20 protein-coding genes, 1 riboswitch and 1 other annotated feature are annotated in these 21,988 nt (G+C 47.9%); of the genes, 14 read left to right on the top strand and 6 right to left on the bottom strand.

Annotated features, from left to right (window positions below; all coding sequences use genetic code 11):
* Positions 1 to 73: 73 nt before the first annotated feature.
* The 3 genes from M3M35_RS02015 to M3M35_RS02005 are packed head-to-tail and all read left to right on the top strand — an operon-like array spanning position 74 to position 2,293.
* Entirely contained in the window at positions 74 to 847 is a 774-nt protein-coding gene (locus M3M35_RS02015) for a transporter substrate-binding domain-containing protein (RefSeq protein WP_252750358.1), read from the top strand.
* 13 nt (positions 848 to 860) lie between these two features.
* Positions 861 to 1,556: an amino acid ABC transporter permease gene (locus tag M3M35_RS02010; protein WP_252750357.1), complete on the top strand. Its 696-nt coding sequence runs from the start codon at positions 861 to 863 to the stop codon at positions 1,554 to 1,556.
* Positions 1,556 to 2,293 (top strand): amino acid ABC transporter ATP-binding protein, encoded by a 738-nt coding sequence (locus tag M3M35_RS02005; RefSeq protein ID WP_252750356.1) that lies wholly within the window; start codon positions 1,556 to 1,558, stop codon positions 2,291 to 2,293. Before M3M35_RS02010 ends, M3M35_RS02005 begins: the two co-directional genes overlap by 1 nt.
* Positions 2,294 to 2,349: 56 nt before the next feature.
* Here the strand turns inward: M3M35_RS02005 and M3M35_RS02000 are convergent, their stop codons facing one another.
* Positions 2,350 to 3,045, bottom strand: a complete 696-nt coding sequence (locus M3M35_RS02000; RefSeq protein ID WP_252750355.1) for a hypothetical protein — start codon at positions 3,043 to 3,045, stop codon at positions 2,350 to 2,352.
* A gap of 82 nt (positions 3,046 to 3,127) precedes the next feature.
* Positions 3,128 to 3,211, top strand: a riboswitch (SMK box riboswitch).
* On the opposite strand from M3M35_RS02000, the gene metK reads away from it, so the two are divergent.
* Both metK and M3M35_RS01990 read left to right on the top strand, forming a co-directional pair.
* Positions 3,209 to 4,402: a methionine adenosyltransferase gene (gene metK, locus M3M35_RS01995; protein ID WP_252750354.1), complete on the top strand. Its 1,194-nt coding sequence runs from the start codon at positions 3,209 to 3,211 to the stop codon at positions 4,400 to 4,402. Its footprint overlaps the riboswitch before it by 3 nt.
* Before the next feature lie 64 nt (positions 4,403 to 4,466).
* On the top strand, positions 4,467 to 5,927 hold the full coding sequence (locus M3M35_RS01990; RefSeq protein WP_252750353.1) for an MDR family MFS transporter: 1,461 nt from the start codon (positions 4,467 to 4,469) through the stop codon (positions 5,925 to 5,927).
* On the opposite strand, the gene mnmM is transcribed toward M3M35_RS01990, so the two are convergent.
* Positions 5,924 to 6,481 carry a tRNA 5-(aminomethyl)-2-thiouridylate-methyltransferase MnmM gene (mnmM, locus tag M3M35_RS01985; protein ID WP_252750352.1) on the bottom strand — a complete coding sequence of 186 codons (558 nt, stop codon included), beginning with the start codon at positions 6,479 to 6,481 and terminating at the stop codon, positions 5,924 to 5,926. The genes M3M35_RS01990 and mnmM overlap by 4 nt on opposite strands.
* Before the next feature lie 84 nt (positions 6,482 to 6,565).
* Positions 6,566 to 6,764 (top strand) — a binding site (T-box leader).
* Between the two features lie 70 nt (positions 6,765 to 6,834).
* On the opposite strand from mnmM, the gene leuS reads away from it, so the two are divergent.
* Together leuS and M3M35_RS01975 are read left to right on the top strand one after the other, a co-directional pair.
* Positions 6,835 to 9,255, top strand: a complete 2,421-nt coding sequence (gene leuS / locus M3M35_RS01980) for a leucine--tRNA ligase (RefSeq protein ID WP_252750351.1) — start codon at positions 6,835 to 6,837, stop codon at positions 9,253 to 9,255.
* Positions 9,256 to 9,312: 57 nt separating this feature from the next.
* Positions 9,313 to 10,995, top strand: a complete 1,683-nt coding sequence (locus tag M3M35_RS01975; RefSeq protein WP_420842387.1) for a putative polysaccharide biosynthesis protein — start codon at positions 9,313 to 9,315, stop codon at positions 10,993 to 10,995.
* Positions 10,996 to 11,026: 31 nt separating this feature from the next.
* On the opposite strand, the gene M3M35_RS01970 is transcribed toward M3M35_RS01975, so the two are convergent.
* Positions 11,027 to 11,653, bottom strand: a complete 627-nt coding sequence (locus tag M3M35_RS01970) for a TMEM175 family protein (protein ID WP_252750350.1) — start codon at positions 11,651 to 11,653, stop codon at positions 11,027 to 11,029.
* 200 nt (positions 11,654 to 11,853) lie between these two features.
* On the opposite strand from M3M35_RS01970, the gene M3M35_RS01965 reads away from it, so the two are divergent.
* Positions 11,854 to 12,288 (top strand): ACT domain-containing protein, encoded by a 435-nt coding sequence (locus M3M35_RS01965; protein ID WP_252750672.1) that lies wholly within the window; start codon positions 11,854 to 11,856, stop codon positions 12,286 to 12,288.
* 83 nt (positions 12,289 to 12,371) lie between these two features.
* A complete protein-coding gene (locus M3M35_RS01960; protein WP_252750349.1) occupies positions 12,372 to 14,048 on the top strand; it encodes an alpha-keto acid decarboxylase family protein in 1,677 nt (558 codons plus the stop codon).
* An 84-nt stretch (positions 14,049 to 14,132) separates the two neighbouring features.
* Here the strand turns inward: M3M35_RS01960 and M3M35_RS01955 are convergent, their stop codons facing one another.
* Positions 14,133 to 15,173, bottom strand: coding sequence for a zinc-dependent alcohol dehydrogenase family protein (locus tag M3M35_RS01955; RefSeq protein ID WP_252750348.1), 1,041 nt, complete (start codon positions 15,171 to 15,173; stop codon positions 14,133 to 14,135).
* Between the two features lie 393 nt (positions 15,174 to 15,566).
* A complete protein-coding gene (locus M3M35_RS01950) occupies positions 15,567 to 16,409 on the bottom strand; it encodes an NAD(P)H-hydrate dehydratase (RefSeq protein WP_252750347.1) in 843 nt (280 codons plus the stop codon).
* 87 nt (positions 16,410 to 16,496) lie between these two features.
* On the opposite strand from M3M35_RS01950, the gene pepV reads away from it, so the two are divergent.
* From pepV to M3M35_RS01935, 3 genes are all read left to right on the top strand, one after another.
* Positions 16,497 to 17,897 (top strand): dipeptidase PepV, encoded by a 1,401-nt coding sequence (gene pepV / locus M3M35_RS01945; protein WP_252750346.1) that lies wholly within the window; start codon positions 16,497 to 16,499, stop codon positions 17,895 to 17,897.
* Between the two features lie 365 nt (positions 17,898 to 18,262).
* Complete coding sequence (locus M3M35_RS01940; RefSeq protein WP_252750345.1) at positions 18,263 to 19,105, top strand: MetQ/NlpA family ABC transporter substrate-binding protein; 843 nt, start codon at positions 18,263 to 18,265, stop codon at positions 19,103 to 19,105.
* Positions 19,106 to 19,120: 15 nt separating this feature from the next.
* Positions 19,121 to 20,278, top strand: a complete 1,158-nt coding sequence (locus M3M35_RS01935) for an ArgE/DapE family deacylase (RefSeq protein ID WP_252750344.1) — start codon at positions 19,121 to 19,123, stop codon at positions 20,276 to 20,278.
* A gap of 42 nt (positions 20,279 to 20,320) precedes the next feature.
* Here M3M35_RS01935 and M3M35_RS01930 read toward each other — a convergent pair whose 3' ends face one another.
* Positions 20,321 to 20,956, bottom strand: coding sequence for a deoxynucleoside kinase (locus tag M3M35_RS01930; protein WP_252750343.1), 636 nt, complete (start codon positions 20,954 to 20,956; stop codon positions 20,321 to 20,323).
* 120 nt (positions 20,957 to 21,076) lie between these two features.
* Here M3M35_RS01930 and M3M35_RS01925 point away from each other — a divergent pair, with 120 nt between their 5' ends.
* Together M3M35_RS01925 and M3M35_RS01920 are read left to right on the top strand one after the other, a co-directional pair.
* Complete coding sequence (locus M3M35_RS01925) at positions 21,077 to 21,286, top strand: hypothetical protein (RefSeq protein WP_252750342.1); 210 nt, start codon at positions 21,077 to 21,079, stop codon at positions 21,284 to 21,286.
* Positions 21,287 to 21,350: 64 nt separating this feature from the next.
* A complete protein-coding gene (locus tag M3M35_RS01920) occupies positions 21,351 to 21,971 on the top strand; it encodes a CPBP family intramembrane glutamic endopeptidase (RefSeq protein ID WP_252750341.1) in 621 nt (206 codons plus the stop codon).
* Positions 21,972 to 21,988: the final 17 nt, after the last annotated feature.

Genomic DNA, 21,988 nt, shown 5'->3' with positions numbered 1-21,988 from the left:
TAAAAATGGTAATTTACGGTTAGATTCGGTATAATCAAACACGTACAAAAAATAAGTAAATGGAGTGAGAATCATGAAAAAGAAATGGTCTTTAATTTTAATGGCAGGTTTATCTGCATTAGTCCTTGCGGCCTGTGGGCAAAAGCAAGCCGAAACGAAAACTCCCAACACTCTGACCGTTGGGTTGGAAGGAACCTATGCTCCTTATTCTTACCGGCAAAACGGCAAGTTAACTGGGTTTGAAGTTGATTTAGCGAAGGAAACGGCCAAACGAATGGGCTTGAAACCGAAGTTTGTAACGACCGGCTGGGATTCGTTGATTGCTGGCTTGAATTCAAACAACTATGACGTTATTTTCAATAACATGGCTGAAAACCCGGATCGGCAAAAGAAGTTCCGGTTTGCAACGCCGTACATTTACTCGAAGTCCATCTTGATCACCAAGAAGGACGGCTCCATTAAGTCCGCCAAGGATTTGAAGGGGAAAAAGGTTGCTGAAGGAACGGGAACCGATAACTTTAACAACGCGAAAAAATTAGGCGCAACGCCCGTAGCTTCTCCTGACTTTCAAACGTCAATGGATATGATTGATCAGGGACGGGTAGTTGGAGCCGTGAACTCCCGCGAAGCCTTTGAATACTGGAAGAAGAGTCACCAAGATACGGACTTAACGTACAAGGAAATTCCAGATAGTGAAATTAAAACTAGTGCCATCGCGCCAATGATGAACAAAAAGAACGCCAAGTTACAAGCAAAGATGGACAAAGCCATCAAGTCCGAGCGTAAAGATGGAACCTTAAAACGGTTGTCCATGAAGTACTTCGGGACTGATATTACAGAAAAATAGGGGTTGATTAAGGATGCTTGAGATTATTACGTCATCGCTCCCCAGTTTGTTGACGGCGATGGTGAAGTTCACGATTCCCTTAGCACTGATTTCCTTTGCATTTGGGATGGTGATCGCGTTTATCGTAGCTTTGATTCGAACGTTAAAACCGAACCTGGGACCAGTTGGTCATGTGGCCTGGGTTGCGTTACGGGCCGTGATCAGTTTTTACGTATGGGCCTTTCGGTCAACGCCGTTACTAGTTCAATTATTTATCATTTTCTTTGGACTCCCGTCAGTGGGGATTAAGTTAGCACCATTCATTGCGGCGCTGATTGGGTTTTCGCTTAACATGGGGGCCTACGGGTCAGAAACCATTCGAGCTGCGTTACAGTCGGTTAGTGAGGATCAGTGGGAAGCAGCATACACCTTGGGCTTTTCAACCCCCCAGACGTTGTGGCACTTCATCATTCCCCAGGCGTTACGGACGGCTTTGCCACCACTTTCTAACGAATTTATTGGCTTAGTTAAAGATACGTCGTTAGCAAGTACGATTACGATTGCCGAAATGTTTCAGGTTAGTCAACAAATTGCAGCGCAAAACTTTGAACCGTTGCTAATGTACATGGAAGTTGCGGTTCTGTATGCCATTTTGTGTTCGATCTTAAATGTCCTGCAACACTACTTGGAAAAACGGTCATCACGTTATCTGAAGGGGGATGCCGACTAGTGTTTAAAATTAATGACATTCAAAAAAAATTCGGGTCGAAATCCGTGTTACAGGGGATTAGTACCGAATTTCCCGAACACCAAACCACGGTAATCGTGGGCCCATCTGGATCAGGAAAGACCACCTTACTTCGGTCACTAGACCTCTTGGTTCAACCAGATGCTGGAACCCTGGCACTGGATGACCTGCAGGTTGATTTTTCCCGACCGGTTGATAAAAAGACTAAGAACGAATTTCGGGATCAAACTAGTATGGTGTTTCAAAATTGGAATCTCTTTCCTAATTTGACGATTCTCCAAAATATTACGGTGGCGCCAATTTACGTGCAAAAGGTGCCAAAAGAGCAAGCGGAAACGCAGGCCCGGGCGTTACTGAAGGAAGTGGGGCTTTCTGACTATGCGGATGTTTATCCCCAGGAGTTATCGGGAGGCCAACAGCAACGGATTTCAATCTGTCGGGCGCTCGCGGTTCATCCGAAGTATATCTTGTTAGATGAGCCGACCAGTGCGCTAGATCCAGAGATGGAAACGCAGGTTTTAAAGATGCTGGAACAATTGGCTGGTGAAGGACAATCAATGATTGTCGTAACTCACAACATGCAGTTTGCCAAGAACGCGGCCGATAAGATCCTCTTCCTAGAGGACGGCCAACTTCAGTTTGACGGTTCGTGTGCCGATTTCTTTGCCCACCCTACTCCACGGGTAACTAATTTCTTGCAGGGAATTTCCTTGAATTAGCGTGAAATAAAAAACAGCAGTCCCCAATGGCACTGCTGTTTTTAGTTTGTCAAAATTTAATTGATAAATGCGATTAATGCAATCACAAAGAAGGCGACTAAGCAAATGCGCAGGCGTTCGTTGCGGGTGAAGATTTGGCCCCCGTAAGCTAGGAGGACTAAGGCAATTAGCAAGCTGTCCTTTAGGAGTGGAAAGTTTGCTAGGATTAGGCCCGCAAATAAGAAAATGAAGAGCACGTTACTAGGTTGTGCCAGTTCGTTCGTAAAGCGTAGCGCGTAAAAGAGGAAGTAGAGGGTCAGTAGAATCCCAATGTTTAGGAGGGTACTGCGCTCTAAATATTGACTGGTTAAAAAGTTTAAGGACGCTGCCGGAATAACGGCGTTGATCAGGGAGAAGCAGAACAACCCGTACTGGTTGTGAAGTGCCAGGCGCGGAACGCGCAGGGCCACGCTGACCACGGCGTAAAACAGGGTTGCCCAGATCAGAATCCCCGGTAACCGAGCGAGCAACGCCAGCAGGACGGCGCTGCCGGTCAGGATGATTGTGAAGCGGACGTCCCATTTGCGTAAGAAAACTAGGCAACTGCCAGCCCAGGCGATCTCCATAATCAGAAAACAACTCGTTTGCAAGGTCGTGGCCGAACTCGAAGGCCGGTTGGCCGCGAGGTTCCAAACGATGATGGTGAGCAGGAGATAGAACAAATTTTCCCACCACCAGCGGTAGTGAATGCAGAAATTTACGTATTTTTTCATAGTATTTACCTCAATAGCTTAATCTTAGTGGACTTTTTCGTGGGCTTCAACTACTTATTTAGGAAAACTTGTGATAGGATAAAATAGTTATGAGTATGTTCCCGATAGGATTCACGCAAAGTGAAGCTGCCTTGTAACCAAAAACCATTAGGGGGAAAATCAGATGAGTGAGAAACATTTATTTACTTCTGAATCAGTTTCAGAAGGACACCCAGATAAAATTGCCGATCACATTAGTGATGCCATTTTGGATGCCATTTTAGAACAAGATCCGCAAGCCCGGGTGGCCTGTGAAACATCAGTTACCACGGGACTAGTATTGGTCTTTGGAGAGGTCTCAACGACCGCAGATGTTAACATCCGCGAAATTGTGCGCGATACAATCCGCAAGATTGGGTATGACAACCCTGCGTACGGCTTTGATGCTGATAACGTTGCGGTGTTGGTTTCAATCGATGAACAATCACCAGACATTGCGCAGGGGGTAGATGAATCAGAAGAAACCCGGGCTGGCCAAGCTGATCCACTGGACCAAATTGGGGCTGGGGATCAGGGAATTATGTTTGGGTATGCCACTGACGAAACGCCTGAATTGATGCCCTTACCAATTTCGTTAGCACACCAGTTAATGCGTAAAACGGCTGAGGTCCGTAAAAGTGGCGAACTGAGCTACTTGCGTCCGGATGCGAAGGCCGAAGTAACGGTCGAATTTGACGAACAGGGGAAACCACTGCGGGTTGATACGGTGGTCTTGAGTACCCAACATGATCCAGACGTTTCGCAGGAGCAAATTCGGACGGATGTGATCAATCAGATTATCAAGCAGGTGATTCCTGCCCAGTATTTGGATGCCGAAACGAAATACCTGATCAACCCAACCGGGAAATTCGTGATTGGGGGACCAAATGGGGACGCTGGTTTAACCGGTCGTAAGATCATTGTTGATACTTACGGGGGCTCGGCACACCACGGTGGGGGCGCCTTTTCTGGAAAGGACGCCACGAAGGTGGATCGCTCCGCTAGTTATGCCGCTCGTTATATTGCTAAGAATTTGGTAGCCGCTGGGTTAGCCCATCGGGTCGAAATCCAGTTGGCATATGCAATTGGGGTTGCTGAACCGGTGTCGATTGAAGTTGACACCTTCGGAACTTCTGATTATTCGGAACCAGAGTTGATTGCTGCAATTCGCCAAACCTTTGACTTACGGCCGGCGGGCATTATTCAGATGTTAGACTTGCAACGACCAATCTACGAACAAACTGCTACTTATGGCCACTTTGGTCGCGATGATATTGATTTACCATGGGAGCACACTGACCGGGTTGCACAGTTGCAGGATGCGGTAAAAAAGAATTAAGTTAAACTAAGAAAGTCGATCCGAGAGGGTCGTTTTTTTAGTCAGAAAGGAGTGAAGCAGTCGAATGGAAAAACGAGTCACAAACGTCCGGGTGGTGACGATTGCCCTCTTCATTGCCACCTTTATGAGTGCCGTGGAAGGGACAATTGTTGCGACGGCCATGCCTACCATTGTTGGTGATTTACACGGAGTAGCCTTAATGAACTGGGTCTTTTCCATTTTCCTGTTGACCAACGCGATTGCGACCCCGATTTACGGAAAGTTAGCTGATCAACTCGGACGTAAACGGGTCTTTATTTTTGGGCTCATCGTGTTTACGGTTGGTTCCATGTTTTCTGGAATGTCCGATCGGATGATCACCTTAATCATTTGGCGTGCGGTGCAGGGAGTAGGCGCTGGGGTCATCATGCCGGTTTCCTTTACGATTGTCGCGGACCTCTATCCCTTTGAGCGCCGAGCGGACGTGGTCGGGTTACTAGGTTCGGCCTGGGGAATTGCGTCGATTGTGGCCCCCTTATTAGGGGGCTTTATTGTCGACCAGCTGTCCTGGCACTGGATTTTCTTTGTGAACGTGCCGATTGGGCTGGTGACGATTGGGTTAATTTGGTGGTTCTTGGTGGAACCAGTTACCAAACGAACCAGCCGCATTGACTACGGTGGAGTCGTGTTGATCGCCGTCGTGTTGTTAGCCATCATGTATCTCTTTCAATTATTAGGGGAACAACCACTGAACTGGGCGTTGATTGCTGGGTGCATCGTGGTGGCAGCTGTGGGCTTGGTATGGTTTATTCACCAGGAACGCCGGGCGGTCGATCCCATCATCCCGCTCGCCATGTTTAAGCAGCGGACCTTTGTGACCCAGAATTTAATTGCAGCACTGATTAGTGGGTTTATCTTTGCTTATGAAGTTTACCTCCCTGATTGGACCCAGGGAATCCTAGGATTACCGGCAACCATGGCCGGCTTTGCGATCACCCCGAGTTCAATCATGTGGATCATTGGGTCATTTTGGACTGGTAAGTTATTGGTGAAATTCCGTCCCCAACTGATTACCTATTTAAGCCTGATTTTCATTGGGATCGGGAGTCTCGCGTCGATCGTTGCTCCGATTACAACCCCGTTTTGGTTATTTTTCATCATTTCTGGAGTGTTGGGGATTGGGTTTGGACTGTGCATTACCAATGCATCTGTAACCGTCCAAAATGAGGTTGCTAACGATCAAATCGGGGTAGCCTCGTCCTTTAATACCTTGAGTCGGACGCTCGGGCAAACCTTGATGATCTCCGTGTTTGGAATCGTGATGAATACCTCCATGAGCCATGGGGTGGCAACGCACCCGCAAACCAGTCTAAAGTTAATGAACGAACTGATTAACCCCCAAACGGCTAAGCATTTAGCAGCTCACTTACTGCCCCAGCTCAAGGAAATCCTGTACGGGGCGTTACACAACGTCTTTCTGGTCGCTGCGCTTTTAGTGGTTGCGGCTGCGGTTGTTAACTGGTTGGATCATCGGCCCCGCGCCTAGCGCTTTTGGATGGCGAGTAGAATCGGTGGTTCATGTACCTGATTAAGAAACTGATACTGTAAGACGTTAAAGTCAGCCTGAGGGAGTTGGGCGGCCCAGCCTAGGACAGCCGTTTTCTCGGTGGCCCCGCCCGGATGACCATAATAGCAGACGACCACCACGACGCCTTCGGGAGCTAACAGCCCGAGACATTTTTGTAAGGCGGTGAGGGTAGTTGCTGGTTGGGTAATGAGGGCATGGTCACCCCGAGGAAGGTAACCCAGGTTAAAGATGGCGGCGCTAATGGGACCTGCAACCGTTTCATCGAGCCGTTCATGCCCCTGTTGGAGCACAGTAGCGTTGTGGTAGCCCGCTTCTGCCAGCTTGGCTTTGGTGGCCGTTACTGCCGGAGCTTGGATGTCGAAACTATAGACGTGTCCAGTGGGTCCAACCAACTGAGCTAGTTTGAGGGTATCGTGCCCCATTCCAGCCGTGGCATCGACTACGACGTCACCGGGATTCACGACTTGTTCTAAGAGCGTATGGCTAAATTGTAAAGCTGATTGTAATTGCATGATAAACCATCCTTTCCATAGTATTATAGCAATAAAAACCTTGTGTTTTGCCCCGCAGTTTGCTATCGTGGGGGTAACCAAATGATTAAACCAAAGAAGCAGAGTAGTAGTGGTACAAAAGTTATCAGCGACTAAGCGGATGGTGGAAGCTTAGAACTTTTTGCGACGAACTTGCTGTGGAGGTTTCGTTAATCGGACCGATTAACCGTTTTCCGCGTTATGGACTTAAGGGGTTCCCCAGGTGGGGAAAAATTAGGTGGTACCGCGGAAGTTCGTCCTATAGAATTAATTTCTATAGGCTTTTTTTATGGCGTAAATCACAAGCAACCAGTCAGGTTAAAGGAGTGAATGACATGGGCTACAATCACCAGGAAATTGAACAAAAATGGCAAAAATATTGGGATGAGCACCAAACCTTTCGGACGGGTGATGATCCCAACAAGGAGAAATACTACGTCTTGGATATGTTCCCATACCCATCCGGACAGGGGCTCCACGTGGGGCATCCAGAAGGGTATACCGCAACGGACATCATGGCCCGCTTCAACCGGATGCAGGGTAAAAACGTGCTGCATCCGATGGGCTGGGACGCCTTTGGTTTGCCAGCCGAACAGTATGCGATGAAAACGGGGAATAATCCCGCGGACTTTACCAATCAAAACATTCAAAACTTTAAACGGCAGATCAAATCCCTCGGGTTTTCTTACGATTGGAGTCGGGAAGTGAACACGACCGATCCAAAGTATTACAAGTGGACCCAGTGGATCTTTGAACAACTCTACAAAAAGGGCTTGGCTTACGAAGATGAAATTGAAGTTAACTGGGCCCCGGACCTCATGGGCGGAACCGTGGTTGCCAACGAAGAAGTGGTCAACGGAAAGACCGAACGCGGTGGCTACCCCGTATACCGGAAACCAATGAAACAGTGGGTGTTGCGGATTACGGCGTATGCCGAACGACTCTTGGATGATTTGGATGACCTAGACTGGCCGGAAAGCATTAAGCAGATGCAGCGGAATTGGATTGGAAAATCAGTGGGAGCCAGCATCAATTTCCCAGTTGCTGACCAAGCTGAGGCTGCCATTGAAGTCTTTTCAACCCGGGCCGATACGTTGTTTGGAGCAACGTACCTAGTGCTTTCACCAGAACATCCACTTGTGGATCTCATTACCACACCTGATCAAGCCGGGGCAGTTCGCGATTACCGCCAGGAAGTTGCCTCCAAATCAGACCTGGAACGGACCGATTTGAATAAGGATAAATCAGGGGTGTTTACGGGTGCATATGCAATCAATCCGGTAAACGGGGAAAAACTACCCGTTTGGATTGGGGACTACGTTTTGCCTTCCTATGGAACGGGAGCCATTATGGCTGTGCCGGCTCACGACCAACGGGACTATGAATTTGCACAGAAGTTTAACCTGCCTATCGTACCGGTGATTGCCGGCGGAGACATTAGTAAGGAAGCCTACACCGGTGATGGAGTGCACATTAATTCTGGGTTCCTCGATGGCATGGGAAAAGACGAGGCCATTCAGACGATCTTAACCTGGTTGGAAGAGCATGATGCCGGCCAAAAGAAGGTTAACTACAAACTCCGGGATTGGATCTTTTCTCGGCAACGGTACTGGGGAGAACCAATTCCCGTGATCCACTGGGATGATGGCAGTACCTCGCTTGTACCAGAATCCGAATTACCCCTGCGGCTCCCGAAAACCGATAACATTAAGCCATCTGGAACCGGAGAAAGTCCGCTAGCCAACCTGAGTGACTGGATTAACGTCACGGATGCAAACGGTCGCCACGGTCGCCGGGAAACAAACACGATGCCCCAGTGGGCCGGCAGTTCGTGGTACTACCTGCGTTACATTGATCCTCACAACGACCGAATGATTGCTGATCCGAAGAAGTTAGACTACTGGTTGCCAGTTGATCTCTACGTTGGTGGAGCCGAACACGCGGTTTTGCACCTCTTGTACGCCCGGTTCTGGCACAAATTCCTGTATGACCTGGGAGTTGTGCCAACGAAGGAACCCTTCCAGCGTTTGGTTAACCAGGGAATGATTCTCGGGACGAACCACGAAAAAATGTCCAAATCAAAGGGGAACGTGGTGAACCCAGACGACATTGTTAACGAGTATGGGGCTGACACCCTGCGGTTGTACGAAATGTTTATGGGTCCGTTGACTGAATCCAAACCCTGGAGTACCGAGGGAATCACGGGTGCCAACCGGTGGATTAAGCGGGTTTGGCGGATGTATGTCGGTGATGACGAACAAATGACGAGTTTGGTGGTACCCACCAACGATGGGCACCTTGACAAAGTTTATAACCAGACCGTTAAAAAAGTGACTGATGACATCGAAAAGATGCGGTTTAACACCGCCATTTCCCAAATGATGGTATTTGTGAACGAAGTTTATAAGCACCAGGCACTACCCAAGGAATACGCGGAAGGACTAATTAAGTTGCTCTCACCAATTACCCCACATTTAGCCGAAGAAATTTGGCACCGGTTGGGGCACGATGAAACGATTGCATACGCAAGTTGGCCAACTTACGATCCCGCACAATTAGAGGCGGATGAGGTGCAACTGGCCGTTCAGGTGAACGGAAAGGTGCGGGCCCGGATCTCGGTTCCAGCGGATGCTGATCGGGATGCCATTCAAGAAGTCGCCCTTGCTAATCCGGATGTCATTGCCAACCTGGCTAACCAAACAATCCGCAAGGTGATTGTGGTTCCTGGGAAGATTGTTAATATTGTAGCTAATTAGCCTAGTTTGTGTTAGATTAGTTGTTTAAGATTTTTAGGGCGAAAGTAGGTTATTTTAGTGGATAACGATGTTGAAAACAATCAGTTAGAAGAGCAACAACAATTTGCGGATTCGGAACGAGCCAAGGGCCAAATGCTCAAGGGGTCTGCCTGGATGACGATTGGGAGTATCCTGTCGCGAATTCTCGGGGCACTTTACATCATTCCCTGGCGGCTCATCTTTGGAGCCTCCTTATTCCCGATTGCGAACTCACTGTATACCCAGGGTTATAACATTTACAGTTTTGTTTTAATTGTGGCCATTGCTGGGATTCCCTCTGCCATTGCAAAGCAAGTAGCCCACTATAATGCGTTAAATGAGTATGGAGTTGGAGTGCAGCTGTATAAAAAGGGAATTATCCTGTCAATCTTGATGGGAATCATTAGTGCCCTGATTTTATGGTTTGCCGCGCCGTTGCTTACGAATGGAGATCCCAATGTGATTCCGGTGATTCACTCGTTAGCCTGGGCGGTGCTGATTATTCCCGCAATGAGCTTAACCCGGGGGTACTTTCAGGGATATGAAGACATGGCGCCGTCTGCGATTTCCCAGTTTGTGGAACAGTTGGCCCGTGTCATTTACATGTTGGCCTCAGCCTTCATCATCCTAAAGGTGCTTCACGGAAGCTACGTGACGGCGGTGTCGCAATCAACCTTTGCGGCCTGTATCGGAGCCATCTTCGGGTTCTTAATTCTGGGGTGGTATTACTGGAAACGGCGCCACTATTACCATAATTTGGTGGCACACAGTAATAACCAGCTTCAGGTCCCAACCAACCAGTTATACAGAGAAATCATTAGTCAAGCGGTGCCATTTGTGATTTTGGGGGCAGGAGTTACCATCTTTTCCCTGATTGATCAGTTTACCTTCTTTGACATTATGCGGTTAGCAACTAACTTTTCCGAACGGGCATTACAAGTGGACTACGCCGTCTTTGCCGGAAATGCCAACAAGCTGACCATGATCGTGATTTCCTTAGCATCGTCGCTGGCCATCACGGTGGTTCCGCTATTATCCACGGCCTTTACAAAGCGAAATCGGGCCATGATGCGAGATCAACTGTCTAACACCATGATTTTGTTTGAGTTCGTGATGTTACCGGCTTCTCTAGGAATGGCTGCGGTCGCTGGTCCGTTGAACCGGACTTTTTACGGAACGGCCAACATGGACTTTGGGAGTAACGTGTTAACCTTTGCGGCGATTACCGCGATTCCAATTGGTTTATTTGTGGTTACCTCTGCCGTGATGCAGGGGGTATCGCAAAATCGCCGGGCGGTGAAGTACTTTGTGATTGGAACGATTGCCAAGGTCATCACTCAATTCCCACTGGTGTACTGGTTTGGCGCGTTTGGAACCTTAATGTCCACGGTCGTTGGGTTTACCGTAGCCAACCTTCTCATCATTCATTCCTTAAACCATGACTTTGGATTCGAAGTCCACAAAATGTTGATGGATTCGGCTGATTTAATTGCGTACGCTTTGATTATGTATGTAATTACCTTAGTCACAGTTTATGCCATGAACTTTTTGATTGGCTTAGTGGGGAACCCCTATAGTTCGCTGATGAGTCTGGTAGTTACCGGAGTGGCAGCGCTAATTGGCGGAAGTGTGTACATGTACTTTACCCTAAAGAGCCGCCTTGCCGACCAGGTTTTAGGTGCCCGAGTTGGACGATTACGGACCGTATTGCACATTAGTTAATTAAGCATAAAAAAGCAGGATTAGTTTTGAACTAATCCTGCTTTTTTTTCTTTTTTCCATCTGGACCTTCAAGTTTGTCGCCATCTGGAGTTGTATAAATTCCGTTAATAATGATCTCAATCAAGCTGAACACTAATCCGCTGAATGGGAAAATCAAAATTGCAATTCCAGTTCCAATGACCAGTAAGGGGAAACCCCAACTAGTGAGAAACCGGTAACTACACATTTCGGTGATTTCTTTAATGCCGGTTTGATCACCTTCGTGCTTCATTTCGTTCAGAATGACCTTGGCCAAGAAGAGGTAGGCCAGGTTCCAAGCCGTGAAAAATAAGAGGTAGAAGAGCTGCGGACCAACGTCGTTCATGAATTTTCCTACCCAGGCAGAAACGATGGGAATGAGGGACATTGTAAACAGCCAGAGGTTGTTTGCCCAGTAAATCTTTTTGGTAATACGTTTGACGAGATAAAACATGAAATGTTGATTATACCAAGCCACGCCGATGAAAATAAAACTAACGATGTAGGCGAATAACTCTGGAACGTTATCAAAAATTTCATAGAAGTGCGGGGTAGTCGGCACCCGAAAGTCCAGTACCATAATCGTCATAATGATGGCGACAATGGCATCGGTCAGGGCCTCGACTCGTGATTTTTTCAAATCCAAAACCTTCTTTCCAAAATTGTTTTTTCGGACATCAATTATAGCATAGGTTCCCCGCGTTGAAATTCAAAATCCCTTGAGCATGGCTTTATTTATCGTTGGGTAATTGATATGATTAAGAAAATTAACGATGTTTGTGCATAAATTCGCACAAATTAGTCGATAGCAACGTGGGTTAAACAGGGGAGTTGAGCAAAATTAAACAGTATTACATTGTAGATCAATCATTACTGCCAGATATGTTTGGCAAGGTAATCGCTGCCCGCCAGTTATTAGAAGAGGGCAAGGCCGCTAACATTAGCGAAGCCGTGAAGGCCGTGGGTATCAGCCGCGGGAGCTACTATAAATATAAGGATATGGTTTATTCAACTGACGAAGCAACGTGGAACCGCAAAGCGGTGATTTCACTGATGCTGAACGATCGCCCGGGGGTATTGTCACAAGTTTTGAAGCAGGTGGCAGAGAGCGGGGCCAGTATCCTAACGATTAACCAAAACATTCCGATTCACCAGATGGCAAGCGTGGTAATTTCAATTGATTTGAGTCACATTACGATCACGATTGATGATTTATTGGCAAACTTTAAACGGGTAGCGGGAACGAGTCAAATTCGGCTGGTTTCAATCGAATAATGATTTGTAAATGAAAGTCAGAATCACTATAATGATGATAATTTAATAATTTGGTTAGCATGATTAAAGTGAGGCACAGGCAAATGAGTTCGTATACGATTTCTGATTATCTTTTAGACGTTTTGCAGTATGGTCAGGTTCATAAGGTGCTGGGTGTTCCCGGTGATTATAATTTAAATTTCCTCGACCACGTCCTAACCCGAAAAGACATGGAGTGGTGTGGGAACGTTAACGAGTTAAACGCGGCGTACTTAGCAGATGGATATGCCCGTCAGCAAGGCTTGGCAGCGTTTGTAACGACGTACGGCGTCGGTGAGTTAAGTGCCATCAACGGCTTTGCCGGCAGTCAAACTGAGGGGGTCCCAGTCTTAGAAATCGTTGGCTTACCAACTACGGATACCCAACGACAACAAAAACGGGTACATCATAGCCTGGGAGACGGTCAGTTTGGGCATTTTCAAGCGGTGCACCAGGAACTGGGGATTGTGACCGAGGTGATCAGTGCTCGCCATGCGGTTACCGCTGTAAACCGGGTGATTAGAAAGCTGGTGACCACGAAGCAGCCGGCCTATTTAGGCTTGCCTTGTGATTTAACCGAACTTCCAGTTAATCCAGCGTTTAAACAATTAATTCCCACCTTGTTTACGGCACCAGATGCAATTCCAGTGCCTACCGTTCCGTTCCAATTAGTGCAACAGGCCATCCACGCGGCACAGCACCCGTTTGTGGTGATTGGGCAAGCAATTTCCCAGTTTCACTTAGGTCCAGTGTTGCAAGCGTGGCTCGCGGAGCAGAACCTTCCGTTTGTCGATTTGATTGACAGTAAGGGCGCCGTTACTGAATCCATGCCGCAGTTTATGGGCACCTATCACGGGAAACTGGCGAATGAGGCCTTACAAGCCCAAGTTGAACAAGCCGATGTGGTCTTTTTACTCGGGAGTTCCCTTTCGGATGCCAATACGGCCGGATTTTCCCACCAATTTGATCCCGACCACACCATCACCATGAACCCAGCGGTAATTTCGCTTTACGGAGAAACGCTGGTTGAGAACCCACAGGAGCAGTTTCCAACGTGGATTCAGCAATTGTGCCAGTGTCAGCGCGTGACGTCCACTAAATCACCAGAGTCAACGACTCCAGTCCAACCAGCCGAACCGGTTGCAAAGCCACACCAACCGGTCAGCCAAGCCTTCTATCAAGCGGCCTTGGCGCATTTTGTGCAACCAAACGACGTGGTGATTGCCGAACAAGGCACGTCCCAATTCACGGTTGAAGATTTACGGTTACCAGCTGGGGCCGAGGTAATCAGTCAGCCGTTGTGGGCCTCAATTGGGTATGCGTTCCCAGCGGCATTGGGAAGTCAACTGGCCAATCCTGACCGGCGCCATCTGCTTAGCATTGGGGACGGCTCGTTCTTATTGACGATCCAAGAGTTAGCCTTTGCAATTGAGCACCAGCTGACGCCCATTATCCTGTTGCTTGATAATCAGGGATACACGATTGAACGGGTCATTCATGGTGAACAGGCGCGGTATAATGATGTCCCCCAACTTAACTACCAACATTTGCTAACGGCCTTTGGGGCTGCTCCGGACACATACCGGTTTGCCGAGATCACTACAGAAACGGAGTTAATCACGCAGTTCCGGGAATTGCAGCAAGCCACGCCTAAATTAACGCTGTTACAAATTCGGCTGCAAAAGTTGGATGCTCCGCAAACCCTGCGCAAGTTTGTAAACTTACTGTATGATGATGAATAAGTAATCAGAACTAAAACAAGCCCCACCCGCTTAAAGCTAGCGGGTGGGGCTTGTTTAGTAATTAAGCTCCTGACTTAGGATGACTTAGTCATCAATTAGTAACAGGGATTTGATGGCTTGACGGTGATCCATGGCTTCGTAAGCAGCTTGGATTTCATCCAAACTAAATTGTTGCGTAAAGACCTTGCCAGGATTAATTTTTCCGTCTAAGACGGCTTGGAGCAATTCCTCTTTGTCATAGGTGGTAACGGAGGCAATTCCGCCACGTAAACCGGTGTTGTTGTAGAAGAGTTGGTTGGTGTTCATTTCTGGTTTTTGGGGAATCCCCACGCGACCGATGACGGCCCCGGGGCGAACAATTTTAGTGGCGGTATCCACAGATTGTTCCGTTCCCACACATTCGAGGACGGCATCGACGCCGTTTCCATCCGTAAGGTCTAAGACGTGTTGGACCGCTTCGTCACCCCGTTCGGGGACAATTTCGGTGGCGCCAAATTCACGCGCGAGCTTTTGCCGATCTTCATGCCGACTCATGGCGATGATGCGGGTGGCACCCCGGAGTTTGGCGGAGATGACCCCACACAGACCAACGGCACCGTCACCCATTACAGCGACCGTATCGCCTGGTTTAACTTCAGCGGTAGCAGCTGCATGGTAACCGGTGGCCATAACGTCTGAGAGGGTGACGAATGAATTCAGCATGTCATCAGAGTAGTCAGATGGTTGACCAGGGATTTTAACGAGCGCCCAGCTAGCGTTTGAAAACCGGAGATATTGGGCTTGGTAACCGTTGTTAACACCGGATTCGCGGTTCATACAGTTACCGTCAAAACCAGCTAAACAAGCGGCACAGTGGCCACACCCGTGGGTAAAGGGGGTAATGACAAAGTCACCTGGTTGAACGTTTTTGACTGCTGATCCAACGGATTCAACGATTCCGATTCCTTCGTGACCAGTGGCAGAGCCATGTTCCCGCTCTGAAATGCCCCGGTACCACCATAAATCTGAACCACAAACACTGGCTCGGACCATTTTGATGATGGCATCAGTTGGTTTTTCAATGGTTGGCATGGGGGCGTCTTCGATCCGCATTTCCCCGGGTTGAATAAATTTTGCTGCTTTCATACGTCTGCTCCTTCTTAATTTGTAAGTTTGTAAGTTGTAAGCAATTAGGGATAAAAAAACTAACACTTACAACGCTTACTTAAGTATAGCGGTCAACTCAGGATTTGGCGAATATTTTGTTTGGGTCCAACTACGCTACGGTTTAGAATTTATGCAAGCCGGTGCCAGTTACGTGTTGCAGTTGCAACCAGTACCGATCAATTAATGCGGGATGAAAGTGAAATTAATACCAATTAAACAAGGAGTTTTGAATGACTTAGCGAGGACCACTACCTCTATTTTGCAACTGTTCCTTCGTTAGTACGGAGCCTAGAGGTAGTGTTCTTTTATCATTTACATTAACCTAAAGCAAAACAGCCGTCCTGAATGGGACGGCTGTTTTACTAACAATGATTATTCTGCTTGGTGTTCGTGCATAAACCGTGGTAACGCCGCTGAAATTTGGTGGGGTAACACTACGTACTGCTGTTGGGCTAGCTGGTCAGCGACCGCGCTGTGGGTATAAACGGCTGCTAGCACCGCGGCATCAAGATCGGCAAATTGGGCTGCAAAGCCACTGACGATTCCAGCAAGAGTGTCACCCATTCCACCCGTAGCCTGCGCGGGCGTGCCCGTCGTATTTTGAAAGGCTCCAGTTGGGGTAAACACCTCGGTTTGCGCCGACTTCACCACCGCAATTAAGTGGGGTTGGTTAGCGGCTAGCTGGTTGTAGGCCCGTTGATTAGTTTCCGGATTTTGCTCCGCTAGTTTGACGCCGGTGAGCCGTTCCCACTCCATCTGGTGGGGGGTGAGAATGATGTTTGCGCTTGGTAGTTGCAGGTGGTCACGTGCGATTAGGGTTAGCGCCGAACCGTCCAGTAACAGGGTCTGGTGGGGAGTTACCAGGTCAAAGACGGTGTGAATGAGCTCTAGGGCTTGTTGGTCGGTTCCGAGCCCGGAGCCCAAGCTAATCACGGTCATCGTGGGGAGGAGTTGCTGGAGTAAAGTTTGGTCCTGATAGTCGGCAAACATGGCCTCCGGAATCCAAGCGTGGAGACTGCTTTGGTTGCTGGGGGCTGTGAAGGTTGTTGTCAAACCAGCTCCTGCAGAAACGGTGCCTAAGGTACTCATGATGATAGCTCCGCCGTAGTTTTGGTTACCTCCGATGAGCGCGACTTTGCCGTAGGTGCCCTTAAAACTGTCAACTGGGCGTTTTCGAATTACTTTTGGTAGAATGGATGCTGTAATTAGTTTCAATTTATTCACCTCGGGGCTATTATAGCATTTAGATGGTTGATTCATGTTAAACTTAAAATAAGTTAATTCGCGAAAGGATGAACAGATATGACAGATTGGAAAGCAACGGCAGCCAAGTATCAAGATCAGTATCTTGCTGATTTAAAGCAACTGGTTGCAATTGACAGTTCCCGGGATGTAGAAAATCAGACGGATGAATTTCCCCTAGGACCTGGGCCTGCTAAGGCTTTGAACCAGTTTTTGACGTTTGCGGACCGCGATGGCTTTACCACGAAAAACATTGATAACGTGGTAGGGTACATTGAATACGGAACTGGTGACGACTACTTTGCCATTTTAGGGCATGCCGATACGGTTCCCGCTGGCAATGGTTGGGACACGAATCCCTTTGAACTATTAGTGGAAGAGGGACAGGCCATTGGTCGGGGGACTTCTGATGATAAAGGACCAGCATTATCAGCCTACTATGGACTACGGATTTTAAAGGACTTAGGCATTGAACCGAAGTTGAAAATCCGGTTAATCATTGGAACCGATGAAGAAACCAATTGGACCGGGATGAACCGTTACTTTGAAACTGAACCGGCTCCCAAAGCCGGGTTCTCGCCCGATGCCGAATTCCCGCTCATTAATGGGGAAAAGGGAAATGTCACCTTTGAAACCCACTTTGATGGAGCCAGTGCCATTGCCGAACAGCAGTTATTATCCTTTAATGCGGGTCTGAAAGAAAACATGGTGCCCCGTGATGCCGAAGCCTTTGTAACGATGGAAGATCCCGATACGGTGATTCAGCAATTTGATACCTTTATCGGAGCGAGCCCGGTTAGTGGCTCGGCTAGTATCGTTGGAAAACAAGTCCACTTTGAAGTGGTTGGGAAAGCGGCCCACGGGATGGAACCGCGCAACGGGATTAACGCTGGAACCTACTTAGCAATGTTTCTAAAGCAACTCCCATTGGATCAGGCGGGCACGAACTTCATTCGTTTCATTACGAATAACCTGCATGATGATTCCCGTGCCGAACAATTAGGGCTCCAGTTTCACGATGACGTGATGGGGGATCTCACCATGAACGTGGGATTGATGACCTACGATGCTGAAACGGGGGGTGTGATTAATACGAACTTCCGTTATCCAAAGGGAATCGAACCAGCAACGATCCAACAACACTTAGAGCAGGCAGCGGGTCCTTATCAAGCATCGGTAACCCAGGTTAGCAATATGGAACCCCACTTCGTTCCCGCTGACGATCCGTTAGTGACGGATTTAATGGCCGTTTATCGTGAACAAACCGGACAAGCAGCTGCTAAACCAGAAGTAGTTGGTGGGGGAACGTTTGCCCGCCTCATGGAACATGGAGTGGCCTTTGGAGCCTTGTTCCCCGGAGCTACTGATACCATGCACCAAGCCAATGAATTTCAACCTGTGAGCGATTTGATGTTGGCAATGTCCATTTACGCCCAGGCCATCTTTACGGTGACAAAGTAAAATTCGGTAACGTGATTGATAATTGACAGCTAGCTGGATTCGTTATATAGTGTAGCCAATTAAATTAGATATGACTGAAGAGTTGAGTATGTAAGTAACCATCCCAGCGAGTTTCCGGATGGTGTGAGGAAATGATGGGGGCTTACAGAAGATGGACTTGGAGTCTTTCCTAGTGAGTGGGAACAAACTAGGAGCGGGGTTGTGGTCGTTATTACCACTGGGTTTCAGCCGAAAGTAAGGGGCTTGAAACTCACGGAGATTAGCGTAGTGATTCGCTAACAAAGTAAGGTGGTAACGCGGAGCATCCGTCCTTTTAAAGGACGGATGCTTTTTTATTGTAACGAGTGTTTAAAGGGGGAGATCGAATGTCAAAACGAGTGAAAACGGGTCTGTGGGCCGTCATTATCATTTTTATCGTGTTCATGGGCTACTTAAGCTTTGGACGCGGGGCTGCCGAACAAAAGAATACGATTACGGTCGGCATTATGGCGGGTTCCAAAGCAGAACAACAGATTTGGGATTCAGTTGCCGAAACAGCCGCGCAAAAATACGGTCTCAAGGTCCAATTTCAACGGTTTACGGATTACAGTCAGCCCAACGCAGCGCTTGCTAATCACAGTATTGACGTGAATGCCTTTCAAAATTATCCCTTTTTGGACCTTTGGAACCAAAAACACCATGATCACATTGTTGCGGTCGGAGATACAATCATTGAACCAATGCGGATTTACTCGTACAAACATCACACGCTTGATGACTTAGCAACTGGAAGTACCATTACGGTTCCTAATGACGCCAATAATGAGTCCCGGGCCCTATTCGTCCTGCAAAGTGCGGGCTTGTTAAAATTAAAGCCGCACACTAAGCTGGCGGATGCCCGTTCGATTGTAGAGAACCCCCGGAAGCTGAAGATTAAAGAGGTTGATGCTAGTCAAACGGCGCGTTCCTTAAATGATGTGGACGCCGCCGTGGTGAACGGGAACTACGCCCAGACGGCCGCTTTGAATCCGAAGCAAGCAATTTTTACGGAACCGTTTAACCACCAATCGAAACAGTGGATTAACTTTATCGCAGCTAACCGGGAGAATCGCAATGATCCACGGATTAAGAAGTTAGTTAAAGCCTACCAAACAAAAACGACGGCCCGCAAAATTAAAGCCGTCTCGGGGATTAACCAAATTCCTGCTTGGAACTTAAACTTAAAGTAGAAAGGACTGCTAGGCATGGAACAGGAAGCAAAAATCCAAATTTTACGGGATTTGATTCAAATTCCGACCGTGAATGGAAACGAAGGGGCGCTATCTGAGTACCTCGTGAACCTCTTAGATCAGCATGGCATTGCCAGTCAGGTTACACCATTAGCTACCGATGCCGACCGGACGAATCTAATCGTGGAAGTTGGCACGGGAAATACTGACCAAATTTTAGGGTTTACTGGACACCAGGATACGGTGGCCGTCGGAGACGAAGCGGCCTGGCAATACCCACCATTCGCTGCCACGGTAGTTGGTGACAAATTATACGGTCGGGGAGCGGCAGACATGAAAAGTGGCTTAGCTGCGGAAGTAATCGCACTCATCGAACTTGTGGAGAGTGGGACTCCGCTTCCGGGCCGGATTCGCTTAATCATCACGGCGGGAGAAGAGTTTGGGGCACCGGGTGCTTATCAAGTGGCGCCCGAGTTGTTAACTGATTTGGATGCCCTCGTTGTGGGAGAAGCCACTGATGGAGACGTCACCTACGCGCATTCTGGAAGTTTTAACTACCGGATCGTTAGTAAGGGCAAGGCCGCGCATAGTTCGGTGCCCACCCAGGGAATTAATGCCATTCAGGGATTGGCCCACTACATGGCTCAAGAAGCGCAGCTGTTTACAGACTTACCGGTTGATGACCAGCTCGGAAAGGTCCAACACAGCGTAACGGTGATTCAGGGAGGCGAACAGATCAACACGATTCCAGACGCAGCCACATTATTCGGAAACGTGCGGCCCACCCCGGCCTTTGATAACCAGTCCGTGCGTGATTTAATCCAGCAGACGATTGACACCATCAATCGCACCACTGATTATCAGTTAGAATTACAGGTGATTCATGATTTCTATCCCGTGGAGAGTGTTCAGCAGTCCTGGTTAGTGCAAACGGCCGTTGAAATTGCCCAGGCTGCTTATCCAGACCGCAACATTCAAGCTGGGATTGATAACGGGGCCACCGATGCGAGTGTCTTTGTGCAACATCAGCCCGATTTACCGGTGATCGTACTGGGCCCCGATAAGGCCGGGACGTCCCATCAAATTAATGAACATACCACGATTAGTAGTTTTTTAACGACCATTGAGATTTACAAGCACCTCGCGGAGCAGTTTTTTGCAACCCCTAAATAAAAGGACAAGGGCACAACGAGTATAGTCGTTGTGCCCTTGCGGTTATTTCGATAAGGTTTTGATTTTAGCGTCAATTTGGTTCAAGATAACGGAGGTATTGTGCGGATCTTGAAGGTCGTAAGTTTGTAAGTCAATCTTCATTTTGGGACTAACGTCATAGTCTTCGTACCATTGCTGGTATGCTTGCCACATTTTATGGTAGTAATCTTCCAATTCTGGATTATCATCGAACTGTTCGTAATCCCGGCCCCGTTTTTTAATGCGGTTGAGAATCGTCGGGAAATCCGCATCGGCGTAAACCAGCAAATCGGGTCGTTTTTTGGGCATGTCGTTTAGTTCTGCCATCATGTTATCGAGGAGGGTGAGGTAGACGGATAGTTCTACGTCAGAAATGTTGCCAGCGACGTTGTTTTCCTTGGTAAACAGGGCGTCCTCATAAATCGAACGGTCCAACACGTTGTTATCGTCAGCTAACGCCCGCTTAATCATGGCAAATCGTTTGTTAAGAAAATAAATTTGGAGCAAGAACCCATATTGCTTCGGGTTCTTGTAGTATAAAGGTAACACGGGATTGTCGCCTACTGGTTCGTAAAAGGGTTTGGTCCCCAAGTGTTCTGCAATCTTACCCGTTAACGTGGTCTTTCCCACGCCAATCATTCCAGCCGTAATTATCACCATAAATAACTCCTTCTTCTGTAATAATCTTAGTATAGCACGCTCACGAAATTCGAGAAAATGACGAAGCCGGTGGCTAAATTATGGTATCCTATTAATAATCAAAATTAGTGATGGTGAATAATGAAGCGTTTATGCGAAATAACAGTGGCACTAAGTGGCCTGCTCCTTGGAATTGGTTATTTTGAATCCGGAAAACTACGTCTCGGACTTTGGTTGCTGGGGCTTTTAGTGGGATTACAGGGACTATTAATTGTGGTCGTAGTGCTCCTGCGACAGCGCAAGGCGCAGCGCCATCCAGAAAAGGATGATGACCAACGACATGAAGATTAGGGAAGTTTGGCAATTTTTGCTCCGACTTATACTGTTCATTGGTTTATGCGGGTTAGTACTGATCGTGCCGATTCCAGTGATGTTACTGCGAGCCAAGCATTTCAATTGGCTAGGGACAACTGGCGTGGCGGTCGTTTACTTTGGCTTGTATCTAGGCGCAATTTGGTTAGCCTGGCGAGCCTTTCGTCATGTCTGGAACAATCCCCGCGGGTGGCTAACCAAAGCGGATTGGAAACTAATTGGGTACTCCCAGTTGGAAATTTTTGCAGCTGAGATCGGAATTGGAATTATGGGGCAGGTCCTGCATTTGTCCAGTGCCAGTGAAAACAACCAGATTATTTATCGACTATTGTCAAGTAACTCAGTGGTGTTGATTTTATTCAGCATTGGCATTGTTTTTTTGACTCCAATTTTAGAAGAGCTCGTTTTTCGGGGTTACCTAATTCGCGGGGTAATGAGTTGGGCGCCCGTGTGGTTATCGATTATAACGAGTGGAATCGTCTTTTCAGCCGGGCACGCGAGTTCGAACTGGTTAAGTTTTTTGATCTACGCCGTGATGGGGATGATTCTTGCTCGAGCATACGTGAAAACTAATCGGATTCAAGCCTCCATTGCCCTCCATTTTATTAATAATTTGTTTGCAACCGTGATGATGGTGATCACCATTGTGGGGGACCTTCACTAAAAGAAAGGATGGTAAAC

The organism is Fructilactobacillus myrtifloralis, from assembly GCF_024029335.1.
GTDB lineage: Bacteria > Bacillota > Bacilli > Lactobacillales > Lactobacillaceae > Fructilactobacillus > Fructilactobacillus myrtifloralis.
Note: the sequence above shows the minus strand (reverse complement) of the source record. Positions and strands in the feature narration are given on the sequence as shown.